General features: G+C 60.8%; 21 protein-coding genes and 1 pseudogene. 5 read left to right on the top strand and 17 right to left on the bottom strand.

Translation table 11 applies throughout. The features are described 5' to 3' along the window. The 5 genes from ALTER154_RS00655 to ALTER154_RS00635 form a co-directional block, all read right to left on the bottom strand. The gene (locus tag ALTER154_RS00655; protein ID WP_160084836.1) at positions 1 to 837 is read right to left on the bottom strand and encodes an ABC transporter ATP-binding protein; all 837 of its coding nucleotides are present in this window, start codon (positions 835 to 837) and stop codon (positions 1 to 3) included. Beyond that, positions 837 to 1880 carry an iron chelate uptake ABC transporter family permease subunit gene (locus tag ALTER154_RS00650; RefSeq protein ID WP_160084835.1) on the bottom strand — a complete coding sequence of 348 codons (1044 nt, stop codon included), beginning with the start codon at positions 1878 to 1880 and terminating at the stop codon, positions 837 to 839. The genes ALTER154_RS00655 and ALTER154_RS00650 overlap by 1 nt, the downstream gene beginning before the upstream one ends. A 2-nt stretch (positions 1881 to 1882) precedes the next feature. After that, entirely contained in the window at positions 1883 to 2920 is a 1038-nt protein-coding gene (locus tag ALTER154_RS00645; RefSeq protein ID WP_160084834.1) for an iron ABC transporter permease, read from the bottom strand. A 58-nt stretch (positions 2921 to 2978) separates the two neighbouring features. After that, entirely contained in the window at positions 2979 to 4952 is a 1974-nt protein-coding gene (locus ALTER154_RS00640) for a TonB-dependent siderophore receptor (protein WP_160084833.1), read from the bottom strand. 61 nt (positions 4953 to 5013) lie between these two features. After that, positions 5014 to 6234: an MFS transporter gene (locus ALTER154_RS00635; protein WP_256665355.1), complete on the bottom strand. Its 1221-nt coding sequence runs from the start codon at positions 6232 to 6234 to the stop codon at positions 5014 to 5016. A 214-nt stretch (positions 6235 to 6448) separates the two neighbouring features. Here ALTER154_RS00635 and fhuF point away from each other — a divergent pair, with 214 nt between their 5' ends. After that, a complete protein-coding gene (fhuF, locus tag ALTER154_RS00630; protein ID WP_160084831.1) occupies positions 6449 to 7183 on the top strand; it encodes a siderophore-iron reductase FhuF in 735 nt (244 codons plus the stop codon). Between the two features lie 41 nt (positions 7184 to 7224). On the opposite strand, the gene ALTER154_RS00625 is transcribed toward fhuF, so the two are convergent. From ALTER154_RS00625 to ALTER154_RS00610, 4 genes and pseudogenes are all read right to left on the bottom strand, one after another. Further along, a complete protein-coding gene (locus ALTER154_RS00625) occupies positions 7225 to 7827 on the bottom strand; it encodes an NUDIX domain-containing protein (RefSeq protein ID WP_256665354.1) in 603 nt (200 codons plus the stop codon). Between the two features lie 28 nt (positions 7828 to 7855). Then, a pseudogene (locus tag ALTER154_RS00620) lies at positions 7856 to 8299 on the bottom strand (NUDIX hydrolase). A gap of 26 nt (positions 8300 to 8325) precedes the next feature. Continuing rightward, positions 8326 to 8871 carry an AAA family ATPase gene (locus tag ALTER154_RS00615; protein ID WP_160084830.1) on the bottom strand — a complete coding sequence of 182 codons (546 nt, stop codon included), beginning with the start codon at positions 8869 to 8871 and terminating at the stop codon, positions 8326 to 8328. A gap of 136 nt (positions 8872 to 9007) precedes the next feature. After that, complete coding sequence (locus ALTER154_RS00610; protein ID WP_160084829.1) at positions 9008 to 9409, bottom strand: hypothetical protein; 402 nt, start codon at positions 9407 to 9409, stop codon at positions 9008 to 9010. 114 nt (positions 9410 to 9523) lie between these two features. Here ALTER154_RS00610 and ALTER154_RS00605 point away from each other — a divergent pair, with 114 nt between their 5' ends. Both ALTER154_RS00605 and ALTER154_RS00600 read left to right on the top strand, forming a co-directional pair. Continuing rightward, entirely contained in the window at positions 9524 to 9937 is a 414-nt protein-coding gene (locus ALTER154_RS00605; protein ID WP_160084828.1) for a hypothetical protein, read from the top strand. Between the two features lie 82 nt (positions 9938 to 10019). Continuing rightward, positions 10020 to 10523 (top strand): plastocyanin/azurin family copper-binding protein, encoded by a 504-nt coding sequence (locus ALTER154_RS00600; RefSeq protein WP_160084827.1) that lies wholly within the window; start codon positions 10020 to 10022, stop codon positions 10521 to 10523. Positions 10524 to 10592: 69 nt separating this feature from the next. Here the strand turns inward: ALTER154_RS00600 and ALTER154_RS00595 are convergent, their stop codons facing one another. Beyond that, positions 10593 to 10964, bottom strand: coding sequence for a glutaredoxin (locus tag ALTER154_RS00595; protein WP_090247853.1), 372 nt, complete (start codon positions 10962 to 10964; stop codon positions 10593 to 10595). Positions 10965 to 11098: 134 nt separating this feature from the next. Between ALTER154_RS00595 and ALTER154_RS00590 the strand changes: the two genes are divergently transcribed. After that, complete coding sequence (locus ALTER154_RS00590; RefSeq protein ID WP_090247851.1) at positions 11099 to 11335, top strand: DUF3820 family protein; 237 nt, start codon at positions 11099 to 11101, stop codon at positions 11333 to 11335. 129 nt (positions 11336 to 11464) lie between these two features. Here ALTER154_RS00590 and mqo read toward each other — a convergent pair whose 3' ends face one another. From mqo to nhaD, 6 genes are all read right to left on the bottom strand, one after another. Next, positions 11465 to 13060 carry a malate dehydrogenase (quinone) gene (gene mqo, locus ALTER154_RS00585; RefSeq protein WP_160084826.1) on the bottom strand — a complete coding sequence of 532 codons (1596 nt, stop codon included), beginning with the start codon at positions 13058 to 13060 and terminating at the stop codon, positions 11465 to 11467. A 387-nt stretch (positions 13061 to 13447) separates the two neighbouring features. Next, on the bottom strand, positions 13448 to 13996 hold the full coding sequence (gene folE / locus ALTER154_RS00580) for a GTP cyclohydrolase I FolE (protein WP_090247849.1): 549 nt from the start codon (positions 13994 to 13996) through the stop codon (positions 13448 to 13450). A gap of 86 nt (positions 13997 to 14082) precedes the next feature. Further along, entirely contained in the window at positions 14083 to 14640 is a 558-nt protein-coding gene (locus ALTER154_RS00575) for a Smr/MutS family protein (protein WP_160084825.1), read from the bottom strand. 310 nt (positions 14641 to 14950) lie between these two features. Further along, positions 14951 to 15271, bottom strand: a complete 321-nt coding sequence (locus tag ALTER154_RS00570) for an LPXTG cell wall anchor domain-containing protein (RefSeq protein ID WP_090247847.1) — start codon at positions 15269 to 15271, stop codon at positions 14951 to 14953. Positions 15272 to 15394: 123 nt separating this feature from the next. Next, positions 15395 to 15991 (bottom strand): cysteine hydrolase family protein, encoded by a 597-nt coding sequence (locus ALTER154_RS00565; protein ID WP_090247845.1) that lies wholly within the window; start codon positions 15989 to 15991, stop codon positions 15395 to 15397. Between the two features lie 319 nt (positions 15992 to 16310). Then, positions 16311 to 17540, bottom strand: coding sequence for a sodium:proton antiporter NhaD (nhaD, locus tag ALTER154_RS00560; RefSeq protein ID WP_178126320.1), 1230 nt, complete (start codon positions 17538 to 17540; stop codon positions 16311 to 16313). A gap of 267 nt (positions 17541 to 17807) precedes the next feature. Here nhaD and prmB point away from each other — a divergent pair, with 267 nt between their 5' ends. Then, positions 17808 to 18740 (top strand): 50S ribosomal protein L3 N(5)-glutamine methyltransferase, encoded by a 933-nt coding sequence (prmB, locus tag ALTER154_RS00555; protein WP_160084823.1) that lies wholly within the window; start codon positions 17808 to 17810, stop codon positions 18738 to 18740. 10 nt (positions 18741 to 18750) lie between these two features. Here the strand turns inward: prmB and ALTER154_RS00550 are convergent, their stop codons facing one another. Further along, entirely contained in the window at positions 18751 to 22227 is a 3477-nt protein-coding gene (locus tag ALTER154_RS00550) for a PAS domain-containing hybrid sensor histidine kinase/response regulator (RefSeq protein ID WP_160084822.1), read from the bottom strand. Between the last annotated feature and the right edge of the window lie 18 nt (positions 22228 to 22245).

Below are 22245 nucleotides of genomic sequence, written 5' to 3'. Positions count from 1 at the left end.
TTAGTCCTGTTCAGAGTGGGCGGGCTTGCGCCGGCGTGGCACCACCACGGGGGCGCCGTCATCAGGCGCCGCGAGGATGTCCACGTCGGTGTGGTAGAGCTGGTCGACCAGGGTTTTATTGATCACCTCGCGGGCCGGGCCCATGGCGGCGATACGGCCGTTGTCGAGGGCGATGATTTCATCGCAGTAGCGCGCGGCCACCCCCAGGTCGTGAATCACGATCAGCACGGTGCGGCCCTCGCCGACGATATTCAGCACCGCCTCCATGACCTCGGCCTGGTGGCCGATATCCAGAGCACTGGTGGGTTCATCGAGCAGCACCAGGTCGGTGTTCTGCGCCAGGATCATACCCAGCCAGGCGCGCTGGGCCTGGCCGCCGGACAGCGAGGAGGCGACCTGTTGCCAGATATCTTGCAGCTGCATGGCATCGCGGGCGCGGGCGACCTGGCGGGCGTCTTCCGCGCTCCACTGGTTGAACCAGCCCTGGTGCGGATGGCGGCCGTATTGCACCAGTTGTTCGACGCGAATGCCTTCGGCCATCACCGGGCGCTGCGGCAGAAAGGCCAGCTCGCGGGCCAGGGCTTTCATTGCGTAGCGTTGCAGCGGTATGCCGTTGAGTTCGACTTGGCCGCCCTGCAATGGCAGTTGCCGCGCCAGCAGCTTGAGCAGGGTGGATTTGCCGCTGCCGTTGGGCCCGACAATGCCGATCAGCTTGCCCTTGGGCAGCTCGAACGAGACGTCCTGCAGCACGCTCTTGGCCTGGTAGGCGAAGCTCAGGTTATGCGCACGCAGTTGCGCAGGTAGGGGCTGGGGTATCGGCGTGGGTAACAGGGGCATCAATCGGAGCCTTTGCGGTCTTTGAGCAACAGGATCAGCAGCAGAACGCCGCCGAGCAGGCGGGTCATGATCCCGGTGGGGATTTCTTCGGGCTGCGCCAGCAGGCGCGCCAGGGTGTCGCTGCCCACCAGCAGCACCGCGCCACATAACGCTGCCAGCCAGATCGGCGCGAGGTGATCGCGGGCCAGCCAGGAGGCGATGATCGGCGCGGCCATGGCGATAAAGATCACCGGGCCGCCGATGGCGGTGCCCAGCGCCGCCACCAGAATCGCCACGCCAAGCACTGTCAGTTGCAGCGCCGCGACCTTGATGCCGAGGTTCTGCGCCGTCGCCTCGCCGAAGCGCAGCAGCGCCAGCGGGCGGTTAAGCCAGGCCAGCAGCGGGCAGAGCGCCAACAGAATCAGCGCAATCGGTGTGACCGTCTGGTAGCTGGCTCCGGCGAAGTGACCCATGGTCCACAGGTAGATGCTGCCCAGGTGCACCAACGGTTGCGTGGCCATCATAAAATCACCGATGGCGCCGAGCAGCTCCGACAGGGCGATTCCGATCACGATAAACAGATAACCCTGCTCGCCTGGCCGGCGGCAAAGTACGAACAGCGCCACCGCTGCCAGCGCCGCACCCAGTGGTGAGGCCCACCAGGGCCAGCTGCCAACAGTCAGATAAAGGGCAAAGCCGATCACCGCCAGCGATGCGCCTTCGTTGACCCCTACCATGTCCGGGGTGGCCAGGCGGTTGCGTACCAGGGTCTGGATCAGGCAGCCAGCCATGCCCATGGCGAGTCCTGCGACCACCACGGCGGCGACGCGGGGCATGCGGATCTTGAACACCATGATGTCGTTGAGCTTGCTGCCCTGGCCGCTCAACGTGGCCAGTACGTCGAGCACGCCCATGCGCCCGGAACCGAGGCTGATGGCCATGATTACCAGCGCCAACAGCACCGCAAGCACCAGCAGGCTGAGCAGCCAGGTGCGCCGATGCAGCAGCAGATTGAGTTGGCCCAAACGCAGATGCCAGAGCCCGGAGGGTTGATGGCTGGGCATGCTTATTTCACCGCCAATAGAGAACGGAAACCGCCGCGCAGGACGATGGCGATCAAGGCCGGCGCGCCCAGCGCAGCGAGTAGGGTGCCTACCGGCAGCTCGTAGGGTTGCACCAGCCAGCGCGCGAGGATGTCGGCGGCGAGCAGAAACAGCATGCCGAACAGGCTGGAAAACAACAGCTGACGCAGCAGACCCACCGGCTCCAGTAGGCGAGCGCAATAGGCCGCCAGAAAGCCGACAAAGCCAATCGGCCCGGCCAGGGCGATGGCGCAGGCGGTCAGCAGGGTGGCGGCGAGCAGCACGCCAACGCGCACCCAGGTAGTCGAGATGCCCAGGGCGCGGGCCTGGCTGTCGCCCATCTGCATCAGCGTCAGTTGCCGGCAGAGCAGGGCGGCGAGCACCAAGCCAAGCAGCGCCAGTGGGCTGATCGTGGTCACTGCAGACAGCTCGGAGGCCGACAGTGAGCCGAGGTTCCAGTAGCGAAACTGCTCCAGCGCCACCCGTGTGGAGAGCAACAGAAAGTTGGCGATACCGCCGAATACCGCCGCCAGCGCCATGCCGGCGAGGATCAGCTTGAGCGGGCTGGCCTGGCCAAGCATTACGCCGATGCCGAGCACCAGCAGATTGCCCAGCAGCGCCCCGGCACCGGCCCAGAGCAGGTAACCATGGGTGGATTCGACGCCAAAGTAGATCAGCCCGATCACCAGTCCGAGCACCGCGCCAGCGTTGACCCCGAGCAGGCCGGGTTCGGCCAGTGGGTTGCGGGTGGCGCTTTGCAACAGAGTAGCGGCCAGTGCCAGGTTGGCGCCGACCAGCAACGCCGCGAGGGTGCGCGGCAGGCGCAGGCTGTTAACCACCATGGCCAGTTTGTCATCGGCCAGGCTGCTGGGGTTGCCCAGTAGAAAACCGAGCACATCCGCCGCGCCGTATTGCCCGGCACCGGTGGCCAGGGATAGCGCCAGCAGGCCAAGCAGCAACAGGCTGCCGGCGAGCAGGACGTGGCGTTGCTGGATATGGAAGGTGCGGGTTAGTCGGCTCATGGTTCTACTGGACAGAATTCGGGTAACCCCGGCGACAGGTGCCGCCGGGGTACGGGTGTTACAGGTCGTAGCTGAAGCCGACGAACACAGTGCGGCCCATCAGGAGATGGTCGATGGACTGCGCCACATCATCACGTTTGCTATCGGTCAGGTTGTTTACCCCGGCCTTGAGCGCGAGTTCCTTGGTGGCCTGGAACTTGGTGCCCAGACTGACGGTGTGGTAAGCATCCGATTCAACACTGGAGGCCTTGTTGGGGATGACCAGCATCTGATTGCCGGTGTACTGGTAGTCCAGGTTCAGGCCCAGTTTCGGCAGTACCTGCCAGTCGAGGCCGATGTTGCCAACGTGCTTCGGGCTGTAATTTAGCTCGTTGCCCGTGTCACGGTTTTCGGCGTCTGAGTAGGTGTAATTGGCGCGTGCGGTCACTGCATCGGTAAAGGCGTAGCTGCCTTGCAACTCATAGCCCTGAATACGCGCTTTGCTGACGTTGGTGTAAGTCATGACACGTGGCCGGTAGAGCGGCGGCCGCCAGCTGTCGCTGACGATCATGTCTTCAATCTCGTTGTTGAAGAACATAATGCCGGCTTGCAGGCGCTCGTCCTGATACAGGGTGCCCAGCTCATAGCTGACCGAGGTTTCCGGTTTCAGATCCGGGTTACCGACGATCTGACACATGCCACGGCAAGCCAGTACGCTGTAGTTCTCGTCGGACTGGGTAATGTCCGGTGCCTTGAAGGCCTTGCCCAGGCCACCCTTGAGCACCCAGTTGTCGGTGAGGTTGTAGATGCCGTATAGGCGCGGGCTAAATGCTCCGCCAAACACTTCGTGGTCATCCCAGCGGCCGGCGAGAGTGATATCGAGGGCGCCAAGGGAAAACTCGTCCTGCAGGTAGACGGCCTTCTGGTCGACTTCGGTTTCCTTGCCGAGGTTCTGGTTGTGCTCCAGGGTTGTGCGACGCAGCTCGCTACCGGCGGTCAGCAGATGGCTGCCCAAGGTGGTCGAGATCTGGCCGTCTACGGTGTGGTTATTCTGCTCCACTTCACCCACACGGCCGCGCAGTGTGGTCATGATCTGCGAGTCGTCGGTCAGATCGACCTCTTCGTAGTAGTAGCGCACGCGGGAGTTGAAGCTGTCCCAGTTGCCGTTATGCGACAGGCCGAAAGTGGTGCGATCCATTTCCTGCTCGTTAGTGACCAGCGGGGCAGGGGCGCCGGCATTGTTCCAGCGTGCCTTGCGCTCATCCTTGCGGTGGCTGAAGTCCAGGTCGATGCTCTGCTGCTCGTCGAGCAACCAGCTCAGTGAGCCAAGCACGTTGGCGCCCTGACGCTTTTCTGTGGCGTCGGTGCCCTTGAGGCTGAGCTTGTCGGTTTGCCAGGCGGCCTGGTCGGTGGATTCGACAATCAGATTGCCCAGCAGCTTGTCCTCAATCAGCGCGCCGCTGAGGTAGCCGCTGCTGATGTGACGGTCACCGTTATCACCCTTGGTCGGGTGCTCGTAGCTGTAGGCCACGCCGGCTTCGGTGCTGTTGGTGGGCTGACGCAGGATCACGTTGACCACGCCGCCCAGGGCATCGGCGCCATATAGCGAAGACATCGGGCCACGGATCACTTCGATGCGCTCAACCGCTGCCATGGGGATCGAGGACAGGTCGAAGTCGTTGGCGTAATTGGAGGTCAGGGCGTCACGTGAGTTGATGCGGCGGCCGTTGACCAGCAGCAGGGTGTAATCCGAATCCATACCGCGAATCTTGATCTCCTTGCGGCCATAGGCCGAGGAGGTATTGATGTGTACGCCCGGCAGACGTTTTATCGCATCGGCTAGGTCGTAGACCGGCATTTTGTCCAGCTCAGCGCGGGTGATAACCGAGGCGCTGGCGGGAACGCTCAACTGGCTGTGTGCCGTTTGCGAGGCGGTGACGATGCTGTCTTCCAGGGTGACGCTGTTGTCGGCCAGCGCCGCGAAAGGCAGCAGACCACCCAGTACGCCCACCGAGATGGCGCGACGGCGATTGATGTTTCTGACAAAAGACATGACAGGTTCCATTTGAGTAGGTGTTGACGCGTTTACAGCTGATCACTGGTGATCGGCGGTTTCAGCCCGCCTGTGTTGTTATGCCTGCGGTGTGGCTGGCGGCGTCGCGTCGCCGGATGCCGCGTTGGAGCAACCACATACCCACCCCCGTGAGTATTCCGACGACCACATAAAAGCCGCTTAACTGGTTGAAGCCTTGAAGCTGGTTGTCTGCGCCGGTGCTCAGGTAGAGCGCCGAAAACAGGCTGCCGAGCCCGGCAGCGACATTGCTGACGGTGCCCTGAAACGCCATAAAGGCGGCGCGCTGGTGCGGTGGTGGGATCGCTGCGGCAATGGTCATGCTGCTGTTGGTGCGCACCGCGCTGGCGGCCATAAACAGCACGAAGACCAGGTAGATCGACAGGCCAATCGGAGTGGCGAAACCCAGTAGCGTGGTCAGTGCCAGACCGAAGCTGCTGAGCAGAATCACCGTCAGCGCCTGGCCACGGTCGATCCAGATACCGCCCAGGCGCATGGCTGCCAAGCTGGCCAGACCGCCGCAGAGAAACAGCAGGCCGATCTGCTCGCGGGGAAAATTCAGGTTGAACTGGAAGTAGTTGGAGAAATGCGGCACCAGCAGAAAGTGGCCGAATATCTGCAGCGCGGTGATCGCCAGTGCGCCCAGGCACAGCGGTGATTTCAGCAGCGGTAACACGGAGCCGCTGGGCCGCGAAGCGCTGGCCTGAATGTGCAGCAGCAGGTGACACAGCAGCGCCAGCGCCAGGCCCAGGCCGCCGAAGACGATAAAGGGCGCCTGCCAACTCCAGCGCAGCGCCAGCTCCAGAGCCAGGGGCACCACCACAATCGCCGCCAGAGAAAAGCCCATGCCGATATAGGCGAGTTTTCGCCCGCGCTCGGCCGGCGGGATGATGTCGAGCATGCTTGCCATCAGCAGCGCGCCCATGGGCCCGGCAACCAGGCCGGAGAGCACAAACAACAGAATCAGCTGCTCGGCGCTGCTGGTCAGGGCGCAGGCCATCAGCAGGGCGAAACGCAGGGTTAGAAGGATCACCAGCGCCTGTTTGCGTTGCAGGCGATCCAGCCAGGGCGCTGCCAGAGCCATGCTCAGGGCCGAGGCGAGCGTGGCGCCGCCACTGATATAGCCGACATGGCTGGCCTGCATGCCGAGGTCGCGTACAAGGTCCGGACCCAGGGGCATCACCATCATCAGGCTGCCGATGGAAAGCAGGTTGATCAGCATCGCCAGATGCACGGCTGCTTTCGAGTGTCCTACATCATCCATGTGCATAACCGCTCTAGATTGGGCGCGGGCTGCATCTTAAGTAATGAATCAGCATTGCGCAAATGCTAATCGTTAGCGTTAATATTGGCTTTTGTGACGAGTAAAGGCATTGCACGCCAAGGATTATTCCAAGAACAACGTTGCTGTTGAGGCGCCGAATTTGCCTGTAACCGCAGCTCTTGCGACCTCAACGGATACCTCTGTGGAGGGAGAAATGTTGTCCGAGCTGACCACGCTGTTCAGTGGCGATCTGGCGCGTTACCGCAATGTTTTTGTGGCGGCAGATGATCCGCGCGAGGCCATCTCTGGCGAGGAATTCCTTCAGCCGCAGACGCTGAGTACCTTGATGGCGCGCTTCCGCCCGCAGTTCGCGACGGCTGACCAGCGCGGTTTGGCGTCGATCTGGGCCAATCAGTACTTTATGCGCCTGTTTCCGCCGGTGATCAGTGCGGCGCTGCTGCTGAACCAGCGTATGCCGCTGCGGATTGAGCAGCTTGCGATCATCGTTGATGGCGAAGGCTTGCCGCTGGTGTTCAAACTGCCTGGGCCGTGCGAGCCGCTGCCGCCGCCGCACAATCCCTTCGAGCGTTTTGCCCATCTGCTCGATGACAATCTGCAGCCCTTTATCCAGGCACTCTGCGCCCATACCGGAGTATCGGCGAAAGTGCTCTGGAGCAATGCCGGCAACTACTTCGAAGCCTGGCTCGGGCAACTGCAAAAACGCAGCGAGCAAGCAGAGTTATTGCTCGATGGCCAGCGGCTGCTAAGCACCGCGCAACGCCCGGATGGTTCGCGCAACCCGCTGTATGCGCCAATCCGCTATATCGATATCGAGCACACCGACGGCCAGGTGCGCCCCTGGCGGCAGCGACGTTTGTGCTGCATCCGCTATGTGCTGCCAGGGGTGGAATTGTGCCCCAACTGCCCACGGTTAAAGCAGCCTAAGTAGCTTGTGCTATGCACCGTGCAGCAGGTCATGGGTGTATTAGGTCAGCTTTTTTGAGTGGCGATGAGCTGCTGTGAGAGCACCTGTAAGGGCTTATGCGTCTCCGCGCTCGTGGCGTAAAGCCGGTTTCTGATCTGTGCCCAGGCTGCCTGAAATAGCGTGTGACAAGGCGCGGGCAAATCAGCATTCAACGGATGCCAGAAGAACTCAAAGACATGTCCGCCATCATCATGTGTGTCGAAACGCCACTGCTGGGGTAGCGACTCTGTGACCTCGCAAAGTTGAAACGACCAGATCTGTTGCTCGTACCTGGAATTCCAACTGCCTAGATCCCTTACTGCCTGGGCATTACGAATGCCCGATTCTTCAGCAAGCTCGCGCACGGCTGCATGTGCAGGCCGCTCAGCCATTTCAATGGTGCCCTTCACCAGTTGGTAACCCGCCAGCGGATGTTTGAATACCAGCAGGTGCTCCATGCCGTCAATGATCCGCATAACCACAGGGCATGCTTTTGTCGCAAGCAGGTCGGGCGCTGGGGCATCCTTCAAGTCAGTCTCCATCAGGGCCTCAGTAATGGGCGCTTTCTGTACCAGGAATTCCAGATTGCTACGAAAATTTCGCATTGCCCACATCGCATGAATTGCCATGTAGCCGCCCCAGACTACCTTCGGGCCGTCACAACAGTGATGCTCGCTTGAGCAGATCGTAGAGTCCTTCAGGTACTAGTGGCGATGCAAGGGTGAAGCTGGCGCTGGAGTGCCACGCGGCTCTGAACGGCGCGCCATCGCTTTCGTGGCCGTCTAGCCAGGGTTGTTCATAGACCTCTGCGTCGTCAAACCTGGCATCGTAGACCTGAACAATCTCGTGCCCCGGCTTGCCTGCTTAGGTGAAGATGCTTTCCAGCGTGCCAATCAGGCGAATGTCGCTGATCGAGCGACCCAGTTCTTCCTGCACTTCGCGGACGATGGCGTCGTGACTCCTTTCGCCGAATTCAATGCCGCCACCAATGGGGCGAAAGAGCGTCCGGTTCTCATCGGCGTCGTGGAATTGGTTGACCAGTATTTTCCCCTGATGATGAAAAATGCACAGCGCGAGCGGGCGAATGAAGTGTTTTGCCACGAGTAATAATCCCTTTATTCGGGTCGTCAGTTGATCGAACTGGGCCGGGTTGCAGGTGTTGCGGGCAACTGAGCCAGGAAGGCGGCAATCTCTCGACCGCCTCGTAGATGCACTGTTGGCACCGTCGGGCCGATGGCCATGCGCACTGCCTCGATACCTTGGCGGTAGCCATGGTCGAACTGCCAGACGAATTTAAGAAAATCCAGAAATGCCCGGTCGAGTTGCTCTCTACAGCCAGCCGGAAGGTCGGGGCGCGGTCGGTTCAAGACGCTACGCACGATGACGCGCCTAAGGCAGGACAGTCGCGGCGTATCCAGCCAGATGATCAGATCGGCGCTGGGCAGGCGCAGGTCGAAGGTGCGGCGGGCGTAGTTGCCTTCGCAGATCCAGGCCTCCGTTGTGAGCGCATTGCGGACCCTTTCACGGAACTGCGCCGCGTCGGGCTCGACCCAGCCGGGCTCCCAGAACAGGGCATCAAGATGCACGACGGCTACGCCGAGGCGCTTGCCCAAGGCCCGCGCCAGTGTGGACTTGCCGCTGCCGGCATTGCCCAAAATCACAATCCGTTGCACGAGGGACTTCCATCCGTGGAAAAGGGGCGGCGATTCTGCTGATTTTTACCAGCCTGTCAACCGCGCGGTCTTCGGCTCATGCAGTCGACCGGGGGTTAGCCCTTTTTGCCATTTCACGACCCTCTTAGCCAGCCCCTCAAATATCGCGAAACAGGTCATGGGCGTTCAGCAGGTCGTAGGCGATCTGCGGGCGTTTCTCCAGACCGCGGCGGATGGCGGTGGGAATGGCCTGACGGGTTTTGCGACAAAGGCCGGGGAGTTCATCGATCTCGATCTGGATACCGCGCATGCTGCGTACTTCATTGAAGCCTGGGGCAACCGCGACGCGCACACCGAGCTGCTCGTAGATGCGTCGCTGCATCTTCTCCAGATCCGCCAGGCTCTCAAGGTTTTCCAGGCGCTCTAGCAGGCGCTTTTCCTCGGTGCGGGTGAGCAAAAGGATACGCACATCGCTATTGGCTTGCTGCAATAGCTGCTCGCGCCCGCAATCGCAGGCACCGGGTGGGCAGGGTTGGCGCAAGGGCGGGATGTTGGTCATGGGCTCCGATCATAGCCAGCTGCGGGGGCTTTTGCCCATGCTCGGGCATGGACAAAGCTGCTATTGGGCGGATAATCCGCCTCCATGTCTTTGCCTACGACAACATCCAACGCCATGCGCTCACTGCGAACTGCCCTGATTTGCATGCTGATGCTCGCCTTGCCAGCGCAGAGCATGGCGGCTCTCAGCATGCAGTTATGCGCGGTAACCCAGCAGAGCGGGCCGATGGCCAAGGCTGATGCGCAAATGGCGGCGCACCATCCGGGCGCGATGGTCATGGCTCAGTCGGCTGAGGCGTCTGCCCATGGCCAACATCACGCCGGCGACAACTCCAGCAAGTTCCTACCTGCCGCCGGTAACAGCTTGTGCAGCCTTTGCGCGTTCTGTGTCGGTGCGGTGGCCCTGAGCACGGTGATTGTCAGTAATTCTCCACTGCAAGCAGTCGAGCCGTCCCTGGCGCGACTGGATCAGTTTGTCGGCTTTATCAGCGAACCCCTCGAACGTCCGCCGCGGTTATTTCTCGTCTGAACACCGTGTTGTTGTGTGTGGCCAGCTCTGTGGCGCGGTCTGCTCACAGCATTTATTCAGTTTTTATTCCGAGAAATTAACCATGAGTGCATCTTCAAGTTCCGTTGTCTTGCTGTTGAGTCTGGGCCTGCTGTTGGGCAGTGGCGCTGCGTGGGCCGCTGGCGAGCATCACGGCGGGCATCACGCGGCAGTGCCGGCCAAGCAGCAGAAGGCCTGGGGGATTGCCGGCGAGCCGGAACAGGTCAGTCGTACCATCGAAATCAGTATGAGTGATCAGATGCGTTTCAGCCCCGATCAGCTTGACGTCAAGCAGGGCGAAACCATCCGCTTTGTTCATCGTAACGAGGGGCAGGTTATGCACGAGTTCGTGCTCGGCACCCAGGCTGAGTTACAGGCGCATGCTGCGATGATGACGACATCTGCGGGCATGCAGCATGAGTCAGCGGATATGACGCATGTTGCGCCGGGACAACAGGAGGAGGTTGTCTGGACCTTCAATCGTGTCGGTGAATTCGACTTTGCCTGCCTGATTCCCGGCCACTACCAGGCCGGAATGGTCGGCAAGGTACGCGTGTTGGCGAACTGAATGGCTGGGCTGAGTGATCAGCTATAGCGCTGAAACAACCGGGGCCGCTAAGCGGCCCCGGTTGTTTGTTCAGACTGCAGCGAAGCGCTCATCGAGATAAGCGATGATCGCTTTGGACTCGTACAGCCAGGTGCTCTGGCCGTTTTCTTCGATGCGCAGGCACGGCACCTTGATCTTGCCGCCTTGCTGTTCCAGCTCGCTGCGCGCCTGGGCGTCGTTTTTCGCGTCGCGCAGGGCCACTGGCACATTCAGCTTGTGCAGGGTGCGGCGGGTTTTTACGCAGAACGGGCAGGCGTGGAACTGGTACAGCGCGAGGTTGCTGGCGCTTTGCTCGACCGCAGCCTGAGCTTCTGGGGTGCGTTTAAGCTTGGCCGGACGGCTGATCCAGTCGAGGAAGATGATCAACTGGCCGAGGCCAATGCGCAGTGCCTTGATAATCATGCGGGGGCAAACCTTGGGTAGCTAAATACGGGCGCGCAGCTTACCCGAGTTTGCTGCGATTGGCCCGGCGCTGGCCGTGCTCCCGGTCGAACGGCATAATTTGCGCTCGATTGCCTGACCCTGCTGAGCCTGCGATGAAACCCGAAGACCTGTTGCTGCTGGTGACCCGCGAAATGCCGTTTGGCAAATACAAAGGCCGTTTGCTCGCCGATCTGCCGGGTAACTACCTCAACTGGTTTGCCCGTGAAGGTTTCCCCCAGGGTGAAATCGGTCGGCTGCTGGCGCTGATGCAGGAGATCGACCATAACGGCCTGTCGGGCCTGCTCGACCCTTTACGCACCAAGCCACGCGTGCCGTTCAAGGGCCAGTAGGCTTTCACAGTGCAATAAAAAACCGGCTTGTGGCCGGTTTTTTATTGCACGCCATCCATGGCGGCAGGGTGTGTCGCCGTAGCGACGGTAAACAGTGCTTCGGGCAATCTGCATTGCCCAGCAGGCGCTTTACTGCGCCTGGCTGACCTCTGGGGTGAGGGCCAGCGGTGGCACTTCAACGAACTCCAGTTGCAGGCGTTCGCTGCTCCAGGCGCGGGTCTGATTAGTCAGCGCCAGGTCGTCATTCAGCTTTTGGCCGTAGGACGGGATGATTTCTTTCAGCTTGGTTTGCCATTCGGGGCTCTGCATCTCGTCCTTGAAGGTCTTCTCCAGCACCGAGAGCATGATCGGCGCAGCCGTCGAGGCACCTGGCGAGGCGCCTAGCAGGGCAGCGATGCTGCCATCAGCGGCGCTGACCACTTCGGTACCGAACTGCAGAATGCCGCCGTGTTCGGCGTCTTTCTTGATGATCTGTACGCGCTGACCCGCCTGGATCAGCTCCCAATCCTCCGATTTGGCATTGGGGAAGTACTCGCGTAGCGAATCCATGCGGTCTTCCTGGCTGAGCATCAGTTGGCCCATCAGGTAGGTGCTGAGCGAGAAATTATCGATGCCGGCATGGGCCATCGGCAGGATGTTGTCGGTGGTCAGCGCGCTGAAGGTGTCGAGCAGCGAGCCATTTTTCAGAAACTTGGTGGAGAAGGTGGCGAACGGTCCGAACAGCAGCACCTTTTGGCCCTCGATTACACGAGTGTCGAGGTGCGGCACGGACATCGGCGGCGAACCGACTGAGGCCTTGCCGTAGACCTTGGCCTGATGCTGCGCGACGATTTCCGGGTTGCTGGTAGCGAGGAACGAGCCGCCGACCGGGAAGCCGGCATAGCCTTCGCCTTCACTAATACCGGACATCTGCAGCAGTTTCAGCGCAGCGCCGCCAGCGCCGATAAACACAAACTTGGCGTTGATGGTTTTCTCGGCGCCGCCGTTGGCCAGGTCGGCCACCTGCACGTTCCAGGTGTTGTCGGCATTGCGCTCGATACCGCGCACTTCATGCTGCAGGTTAAGGCTGACGTTGTCCTGCTGGCTCAGCGAATCGAACAGCTGGCGGGTGATTTCACCAAAGTTGACGTCGGTGCCGATCGAGACGCGGGTGGCGGCAAGTTTTTGCCCAGGCTCGCGGCCTTCCATCACCAGCGGTACCCACTGCTTGATCTGCTGCGGGTCTTCGGAATATTCCATGCCACGGAACAGCGAACTGGCTTGCAGGGCGGCATGGCGCTTCTTGAGGAACTCGACGTTGACATCACCCCAGACAAAGCTCATATGCGGCACGTTGTTGATAAACGAAGGCGGATTGTTAAGCACCTTACGCTCGACCTGATAGGCCCAGAACTGTTTGGAAATCTCGAAGGATTCGTTGATTGCCACCGCCTTGCTGATATCGATGCTGCCATCGGCCAGCTCGGGGGTGTAGTTCAGCTCGCAGAAGGCCGAGTGGCCGGTGCCGGCGTTGTTCCAGGCATTTGAGCTTTCGTCGGCGACGCGGTCGAGGCGTTCGTAAATGTCGATGCTCCAGCCGGGCTCCAGTTCATTGAGGTAGGTGCCCAGGCTGGCACTCATGATGCCGCCGCCAATCAGCAGAACATCCACGGATTTTTCCGGCTCGGGGTGCTTGGCGCAGCCGATCACGCTCAGGCACAGCAGGGTCAATAGGAGCTTTTTCATTAAACCAACCATTTCAATCGGTGAAGTCAAAGTGACGGCCTGCGCCGACACGGGATCAGGCGTGTGGCAATAGCGTGCTGGCCCGTCGGCGAGCGACAGGCGCGGGGCAGGGTGTGCAGGGCGTCGTGTGCATAACGGCAGCGGCCCAAGGCGCGGCGACTGGCGTTGCCTGGGCTAATCGCAAGAAGCATGCCCGCCACTGCAAAGCGTTGGACTGCGGCGCGCTGCCGCAGTTGCACGGGTTTGCTCGACGGCTCTAGGTGGCGTGATCTCGCCATGCTCGGGCGGATTTATTGCGGCTTTTGGCGGAATCTCGCCGCTTGCCTTGAGGATGTGCAGGCAGAAAAAAACCGGCGCAGGGCCGGTTTCTTCTGACTCAGACCTTGATCAGTTATTGATCAGGCTGAGAAATTCACTGCGTGTGGCGGCGTTTTCACGGAACTCGCCGAGCATCACCGAGGTAACCATGGAGGAATTCTGCTTCTCCACACCGCGCATCATCATGCACATGTGCTGTGCTTCGATCACCACTGCAACGCCGAGGGCGCCGGTGACCTGCTGGATGGCTTCGGCGATCTGCCGGCTGAGGTTTTCCTGGATCTGCAGGCGGCGTGCATACATATCGACGATGCGGGCGACTTTCGACAGACCGAGCACCTTGCCGTTGGGGATATAGGCGACATGGGCCTTGCCGATAAAAGGCAGCAGGTGGTGTTCACACAGCGAATACAGCTCGATGTTCTTCACCAGCACCATTTCGCTGTTGTCGGAGCTGAACAGCGCGCCGTTGGTGACTTCTTCGAGGGTTTGCTGATAGCCCTTGCACAGGTACTGCATGGCTTTGGCGGCGCGCTTGGGCGTGTCGAGCAGGCCTTCGCGGGATACGTCTTCGCCAAGTTGGCCAAGGATCTCGGTGTATTGCTGTTCCAGGGACATGGACAATCTCGTAGGTCTTTCTGAAGGGCGCAGGTTAGGCCGCGAGGGTCGGGCTGGCAAGTGCGCAGGCCGCCAGCCGCAGGGGCTTATTCGTCGCGGCCATCCATCATGGTGCGCTTGAGCATCACATACACCGCGCCGGTGCCGCCGTGTTTGGCCAGGCAGGAGGTGAAACCGAGCACTTGTGGGTGTTGGCGCAGCCAGGTGTTGACGTGGCTTTTGATCATCGGTTTGCGGCCGTCCATGCGCACCGCCTTGCCGTGGGTAATGCGCACGCAGCGCACCTCCAGTTTGTTGGCCTCGGCGATAAATTCCCACAGGGTGTCGCGGGCTTTTTCCACGCTCATGCCGTGCAGGTCAAGGCTGCCTTCGAAGCTGATCTGGCCCAGTTTGAGCTTGCGCATCTGGCCATCCTGCACGCCGTTGCCGGCCCAGTACAGCGGGTCTTCGGCGCCGACGTCGATCACGAACTGGTCGGACAGGCCGTCGACCTTGATTGAATCCACGCGCGCCGTAGCAGCCTGACGCAGGGTGGCCAGCTGGGCGCGGTTAGGTTTTGGTTTGCCAGTGTCGGCGCGGTCATGCTTGATCGGTTTGACGCCGCGCAACTCGGCTTTGAATAGGGAAAAATCGTCGTCTTGCATTTAGGGTCTGTTACCGTTTTGTCGTGGCTGCGCCGGAGCCTGTTTTAGCGCGAGGCAAGGCACGAGACGCGAAGTTTGGTGTTCCAAATGAGTGTCGAGAAACGCAGTATCGCGCTAAAACAGGCCCGGCCCTTCGGGTTGCGCGAAAAATCTCGCCATGCGGTGTTGGAGGTCTTGGCAAGGGAGCGACCATTACCTGCGTCCTCCGCCTAGCCTGGCGAGATTTTACGCGGCAACGCGGCTCGCGACAAAACGGTAACAGACCCTAGATCTCCGCGAAGGCCGTTAGTGTAACCAAGCTGCCCGGCACTCAGTCGCGCTTTTTCATCAGATGTGGGGCCATGCTTAGGTCGCTGGGACGGCGCAGGCGGCGTCGGCAGCGGCGCCACAGCAGCACGCCGAAGGTCAGCAACAGCAGCCCGATCACTACAAAAACGCTGGCGGCGGCTGGCGATTCGTTCAGGGGGCCGAGCGCAGCAGGTTGGCCGAGCAGGGTGGCGATGCCTGCCATGCTCAGCAGTATGCCGAATGTGGCAAACAACGCTGCCAAGCCAGCGCCGAGGCGCAGGCGCCAGTTGCTGGCATTGCGTGGGCGCAGGCGGCGTGCATCAAAACCATCGGCGTGTTTCATTCCGATTTCCTCATGCCAAGTTCCTTGGTGGCTATCGGCGGTATGACCGGCCCGGGCTGGCGGGGTTCAACTTCGCCGTTCAGCCGCTGTGCAAGTTGCGAACTGCTGCGCGCTGGCGGTGAATCAGATCAGCGCACTGGCGCGCGGCACCACGGCGGCGAAATTGTCGCCCAGGGCGATCATCTCGGCACGGTGCATGTCGGCCGCGCTGATGACGTGGCCGTCTGGGGTTGGCAGGTCACGGGTGGCGCAGGCGGCATCGACTACGGTGCAGCGGTAACCATAGTCCTTGGTGGCGCGCACGGTGGTGCTGATGCTCGAATGAGTCATAAAGCCGCAGACGATCAGGTCCAGATGTCCTAAGGCCTGTAGGCGCTCGTGCAAGTCGGTGCCGTTGAATGCGTTGGGCATGCGTTTCTCAATGACCAGCTCCCCCGGCAGCGGAGCAGCTTCCGGCAGGTGATGGCCACGTGGGCCGCGTGGGTCGAGCAGGCCGTCAGGAATACCCAGGTGTTTGACGTGAACAATGGCACTGCCTTGTGCGCGAGCGGCTGCGAGCAGTTTGGCGATTTCTTCCAACGCGGCATCCAGCCCCGGGAGTTGCAACACGCCGCTGCGGTATTCCTCTTGCGCATCAATGATCAGCAAGGTCGCATTGCTCAGGCTGGCGGGGGCATGGCCGCGGCCAGTGAGGGCGAACATGGTTTTAGGGGCGGACATGGCAGGAACTCCAGGCTGGCATGGACAGTGGGTCTATTGTCCGCCTGTGCTGCGCTGCTGTGAACCTTTGTGGTCGATGATCTTGCGTACTGCCTATACGGCGAGCAGAATCGAGGGGCTGCCGAGGAACGGCTATTTCAAGCAAAGGAGCTGCAATATGAGCCTGATTGCACTGTTTTCCGAACATTTCTGGCTGTTGTTTGCCGTGGCGATTTCCATCGCTGTGCTGCGCGAATTGCACCTTAAACGAGACTAATGGTGGTGTGCGCCAACGCCGCATTCATCGACAAACGCCAGGGCATGCCCTGGCGCTTTCGTTTTAGTACAGGCCAAACAGTTCGAACTGCAGGTACCAGATACCCAGCGAGCCGAAGAAGTTGACCAGAATGGCCGGCAGAAACTTCAGGTGCACGGCGAAGCTGTAGGTCTTGTCCAGCGACATCGCCATGACTCCCGCAGCGGAGCCGACCACCGTCAGCGAGCCGCCAATCCCCACCATCAGCGCATTCAGCGCCCACTGATTGAGCCCCAGCTGCGGGTTGGACATTAGCGCAGCTGCTTCCACGGGCACGTTATCCATAACACCGGACGCGACCCCTAGCACCACGTTAACGGCGGTGGGGTGCAGCACTTCGAACAGTCGCGAGATATATGACAACCAGCCGACGTGGTTAAGGCAGGCCACCGAAGTGATGATGCCGATAAAGAACAGCAGCGCGTTCCACTCGACCTTTTGCAGTTGATCCTGCCACGGCAATTCAATGCCGCGGCGCATCAGCAGCCAGGCATACAGGGCGACGATGCCCAGGCCGATGCCGATGGCAAACTCGATGCTGACTTTCAGCAAGATATTGCACAGCACCGCGCCAAATACGGCAAAGAAACCGACTATCGCCAGGCCCGCGCCGCCGGGTTTGAGTGCGGATTCGGCCTGGTCGGCCACTTGAATCAAGTCCTGGCCAGTGAGTTTGCGCAAGTAAAAGAAATGCAGGGTCGCGGCAAACAGCAACCAGCCGATCAAGGCTGAGGGGATCAGCAACAGCAGGCCGGCAATGCTGATCTTGCCGGCCAGCACCACCATCAGGCTGGTCGAGGTGCCAAGGAACCACACCCCGGAGTTGGAGGCGACCACGATGTTGCACAGCGAAATATGCGTATAGCGCTGATTGGTTGAGATGTTTTTCACCGTTTTGCCAAAGATCATCGCCGTGGTGATGTTATTGAGAAACGGTGAGAGCAGCGCCGACAGCGCGCCTGTGGCCCAGAACATACCGCGCGCACCGAGGCCCTTACGCATCAGGTAGCCATTGAGGGCGGTGAAGACGTTCCTCTCGTTGAGCAGCTCGACCACCATCCACATAAACGCCATAAAGGCGATCAGACCGAACAGTTCTTCCTTGATCTCGCTCTGCGCATGCAGAAAGAACTGAAAACCATTGGGGTCGTAAAGCGCGTAGTGGGCACCGATAACGATCAAGCCGGACATCATGAACATCGCCGGTTTGAACTTATCCATCTCCAGTTGTGCTTCAAAAACGATTAGCGTCATGCCAATCAAAAATATCGCCAGCACGAGCAAGCCCGTGATCGAGAACGGATCTATGACCATTTTTAGGAATGTCTTGAGAAGGGAGGGAAAGGGTTTGGAATTGGTAACAAAATTATACTGATGCGTATGAGGCTTGTGCAGGCCTACTTTGTGACTGTGGCGGCCTATATAGTCAGCAATGCGTCGCGTGGCTTAACGAACGCTCACCCGGCGCGGGTGGGCGCGCCGGGCTGCTAGAATGGCGCACTTTTTTTGTGGAGAGCTGCCGTGACTGACGCTACACATGCCTACCCAACCCGCCTGCGTACCGTGCGCGACTACATTCGCTGGGCAGTCAGTCGGTTTCATGGCGAGGAGCTGTTCTTCGGCCACGGCACCGACAATGCCTGGGATGAAGCCCGCCAGCTGGTGCTCGGTGCCCTGCACCTGCCTTACGAAATTGCCGACAGCTACCTCGATTGCCGCCTGGAAGACGCCGAACATGCGCACCTGCATGCTTTGCTCGCACGGCGCATCGATGAGCGCGTACCGACCGCTTACCTGCTGGGCGAGGCCTGGTTCTGCGGCATGCCATTTATTGTTGATGAGCGTGTGCTGATACCACGCTCACCGATTGGTGAGTTGATCGAGCAGCACTTCGAGCCCTGGCTGGCGATGGAACCGGCGCGGATTCTCGATTTGTGCACCGGCTCGGGCTGCATTGGCATTGCCTGTGCCTACGAGTTTCCCGAGGCTGAAGTGGTGCTGGGTGATCTGTCGTTTGAGGCGCTGGAAGTGGCCAATCAGAACATCGAGCGCCACGGCCTTGAGGACCGCGTGTACACCGTGCAGGGCGACGGTTTTGCTGGGCTGCCAGGCCAGCGTTTTGACCTGATCGTATCCAATCCGCCGTATGTGGATGCCGAGGATTTCGCCGATATGCCGGCCGAATACCAGCACGAGCCTGAGCTGGGCCTGGCCTGCGGTGACGATGGCCTAGACCTGGTGCGGCGCATGCTCGCCGAGGCGGCAGATCATCTGACCGAAAAGGGCGTGCTGATTATCGAAGTCGGCAATAGCCAGGTGCATGTCGAGGCGTTGTACCCGGAAGTCGATTTCACCTGGCTGGAATTCGAGCGTGGCGGTCACGGCGTATTTCTGCTCGCAGCTGCGCAATGCCGTGAGCATCAGGCGCTGTTCCGCCAGCGCCTGCAAGGTTAAGAGCCGGTTCTCAGCGCAGCGCTAGATGGCGGCTGAGCAGGGCGCGCAAAGCGGCCGGTTTGACTGGCTTGGGCAGGTAATCCAGGCCGGCGGCATGCACCTGAGCGATCAGCTCGGGGCGGCCGTCGGCGCTGATCACCACACCCGGTAGCGGCTCGCCCAAGCGCGTGCGCAGCCAGGCCATCAGCTCGGTGCCGGTTTCGCCGTCATCCAGGTGGTAGTCCACCAGTGCCAGCTGCGGCCGCACGTTTTCACTCAGCAGGTGCTCGCACTCCAAGCGATTGCGTGCCGTCCACACCTGACACCCCCAACGTGACAGCAGGCTGTGCATGCCGGCGAGGATGCTGTCCTCGTTGTCGATACACAGCACCTGGATGCCGGCCAGTGCTTGTCCATTGTGGTCGGGTTGGCTGAGTAGCACCGGCGGTTCGGCGTGCAATGCCAAGGGAATGGTGACGCTGAATACGCTGCCTTTGCCTGGCCAAGAGCGTACTTCCAGCTGATGACCGAGCACTCGGCACAGGCCGTCAGCAATCGCCAGGCCTAGGCCCAGACCTTTTTCAGCGCGGGTTTGGTGGCTGTCCAGACGTTTGAATTCCTCAAAAATCACTTTGCGTTTGTCTTCCGGTATTCCCGGTCCGCGGTCCCAGACTTCCAAACGCAGCTGCTGGCCGTTGCGGCGTACGCCGAGCAGCACACGGCCCTTGGCGTAGCGGAAGGCGTTGGTCAGGAAGTTCTGCAGGATGCGCCGCAGCAGTTTGATATCGCTGTCGACCCGCAGGCGGCTGCCGCGCAGGCGGAAGTCCACGCCGTGTTCGGCAGCCAGCACCCTGAACTCTGCACCCAGGGTGTCGAACAAATTGTTCAGCACAAAGGCATGACGGTCCGGAGTGATGCGGCCGTTTTCCAGGCGCGAGATGTCCAACAGGTCGCTGATCAGGTCCTCGGCCGAGCGCAGCGAGCTGTCCAGATGGCGCACCAGTTCACGGGCATCGGCGGGCAGGGCGTCGTCCTGATGGGACAGGGCGGCGGAGAACAACCGCGCAGCATTCAACGGCTGCATCAGATCATGGCTGACGGCGGCCAGAAAGCGGGTTTTCGACTGGTTGGCGGCTTCGGCTACGCCCTTGGCTTCGGTCAGCGCTTGGTTCAGTTGTGACAGCTCCTGGGTGCGCTCGCTAACGCGTTGTTCCAGGCCTTCGTTGGCGTCTTTCAGTGCGCGCTCGGCTTCACGGAACTCGGTGATATCAGTGAAACTCATGACAAAACCGCCGCCTGGCATGGGGTTGCCGATCAGCTCGATCACCCGGCCGTTGGGGAACAGTCGCTCTGAAGTGTGCGCCGTGCCCTGGCGCATCCAGTACAGGCGTTTGCTGACGTGCTCCTCGATATCACCGCCGCCGAGCAGGCCGCGTTCGGCGTTGAAGCGGATCAGTTCAGCCACCGGGCGGCCGACATACACCTGGCCCTCGGGGTAATTGAACAGCTCGATATAACGGTGGTTCCAGGCCACCAGGCGCAGCGATTGGTCGACCACGCTGATGCCCTGGGTGATGTTCTCGATGGCGCCTTGCAGTAACGCACGGTTGAACTGCAGCACTTCCGAGGCTTCGTCGACGATGCGCACCACATCCTCGACCTGCATCTCGCGGCCTTCGATGGCCGCCTTGACTACGGCGCGCGTCGATGAGGCGCCGAGCACACCAGCCAGCAGGCGTTCGGTGTGGGCGATCCATTCACTGTTGGCGGTCTGGTTGGGGTCGAAGCCTTTGCCCTGGCGGTAGGCGAAACGCATAAAGCTTTGCCGTGCGCGGTCTTCACCGACAAAACGGTTGGCCAGCAGCAACAGGTCGCCGACCTGCACCGCGAGCATGCTGCGGTTACTCGGTTTGTTGCCCAGGTCATGGCCGATAAAGCGCCCGGCCTGCCAGTGCTCGGCCACCCGGGTGCGCGAGAAGTAGGAAACCCAGGCAAACAGCAGGAAGTTGCCGGCCAGGGACAGCACCACCCCACGGGTCAGCGGGTCGACCTGAAAACCAATCGGCCCGTACAGCAGGGTGTGTATGCCCGGTAAGGCATCCACCGGCCAGCCCAGGCTGCGCGATACCAGCGGCATGACCAGGGTGTAGAACCAGATCAGCGCGCCCACGAACAGCCCGGCGAATACGCCCTGGCGGTTGGCCTGCTTCCACACCAGTGCGCCGAACATCGCTGGGGCCAGCTGGCCGATGGCGGCGAAGGAGACCTGGCCGATGGTTGCCAGGCTGGCGTTGGAACCGAGCAGGCGGTAGCACACATAGGCCAACAGCAGAATCACCACGATGCTTACCCGTCGCGCTGTGAGCATCCAGTAACGGAATGCTTCAAAGGGCCGTTCGGTGTTCTGCCGGCGCAGCAGCCAAGGCAGCAGCATGTCGTTGGAAATCATCGTCGACAGCGCCACTGAGGCGACAATTACCATGCCGGTGGCCGCCGATGCGCCGCCGATAAAGGCCAGCATGGCCAGCGCCGGATGGGCTTCGGCCAGCGGCAGGCTGATCACGAAGGAGTCGGGGGTGATACCGGCCGGCAGCAGCATCTGCCCGGCCAAGGCAATGGGCACCACAAACAACGCGGCGAGTATCAGGTAGGCGGGGAACACCCAGCGCGCCAGGCGCAGATCCTTGGGCTCGATGTTTTCCACCACGGCCACATGAAACTGACGGGGCAGGGCGATGATGGCAATCATCGCCAGCCCCGTCTGGGTCATCATCGCCGGCCAGTTCACGGTTTCTGCCCAGAAGCCCGCCAGTTCAGTGCTGGCTTTAGCCTGGCTGAACAAGTCGCCAAAACCGTTGTACAAACCGTAAGTCACAAACGTGCCGACGGCGAGGAAGGCCAGCAGCTTGACCAGTGACTCGAAGGCAATTGCCAGGACCATGCCGCGGTGGTGTTCGGTGACATCCAGGTTGCGTGTGCCGAACAATATTGTGAACAGTGCCAGCACCAGTGAGACGATCAACGCGGTGTCCTGAGCGCCGGTGCCATTGGCGCCGGCGCCTGCGCCGCTGAGCAGGTTGACCCCAAGCACGATGCCTTTGAGCTGCAAAGCGATATAGGGCAATACGCCAACCAGGCAAACCAGCGCCACTACTACAGCCAGCGTCTGGGATTTGCCGTAACGCGCGGCGATAAAGTCAGCAATCGAGGTGATGTTTTCCTGTTTGCTGATCATCACCATCTTCTGTAGCACCCAGGGGGTGAAGACCAGAACGATGATTGGGCCTAGATAAATCGGCAGGAATGACCACAGCTGCTCAGCGGCCTGGCCTACAGCGCCGAAAAACGTCCAGCTGGTGCAGTACACCGCCAGCGACAGGCTGTACACCCAGGCGCGAACCTTCGGATGCATGGGCGTGGCGCGGCGGTCGCCGTAGAAGGCGATGGCGAAAAGAAGGGCCATGTAAATCAGCGCAACCGCGGCGATCAGCCCGCTAGACAGGGTCATGCAAACTCCGAAAACAAA

The organism is Pseudomonas sp. 9AZ (assembly GCF_902506525.1).
In the GTDB taxonomy this organism is placed as follows: domain Bacteria; phylum Pseudomonadota; class Gammaproteobacteria; order Pseudomonadales; family Pseudomonadaceae; genus Aquipseudomonas; species Aquipseudomonas peli.
Note: the sequence above shows the minus strand (reverse complement) of the source record. Positions and strands in the feature narration are given on the sequence as shown.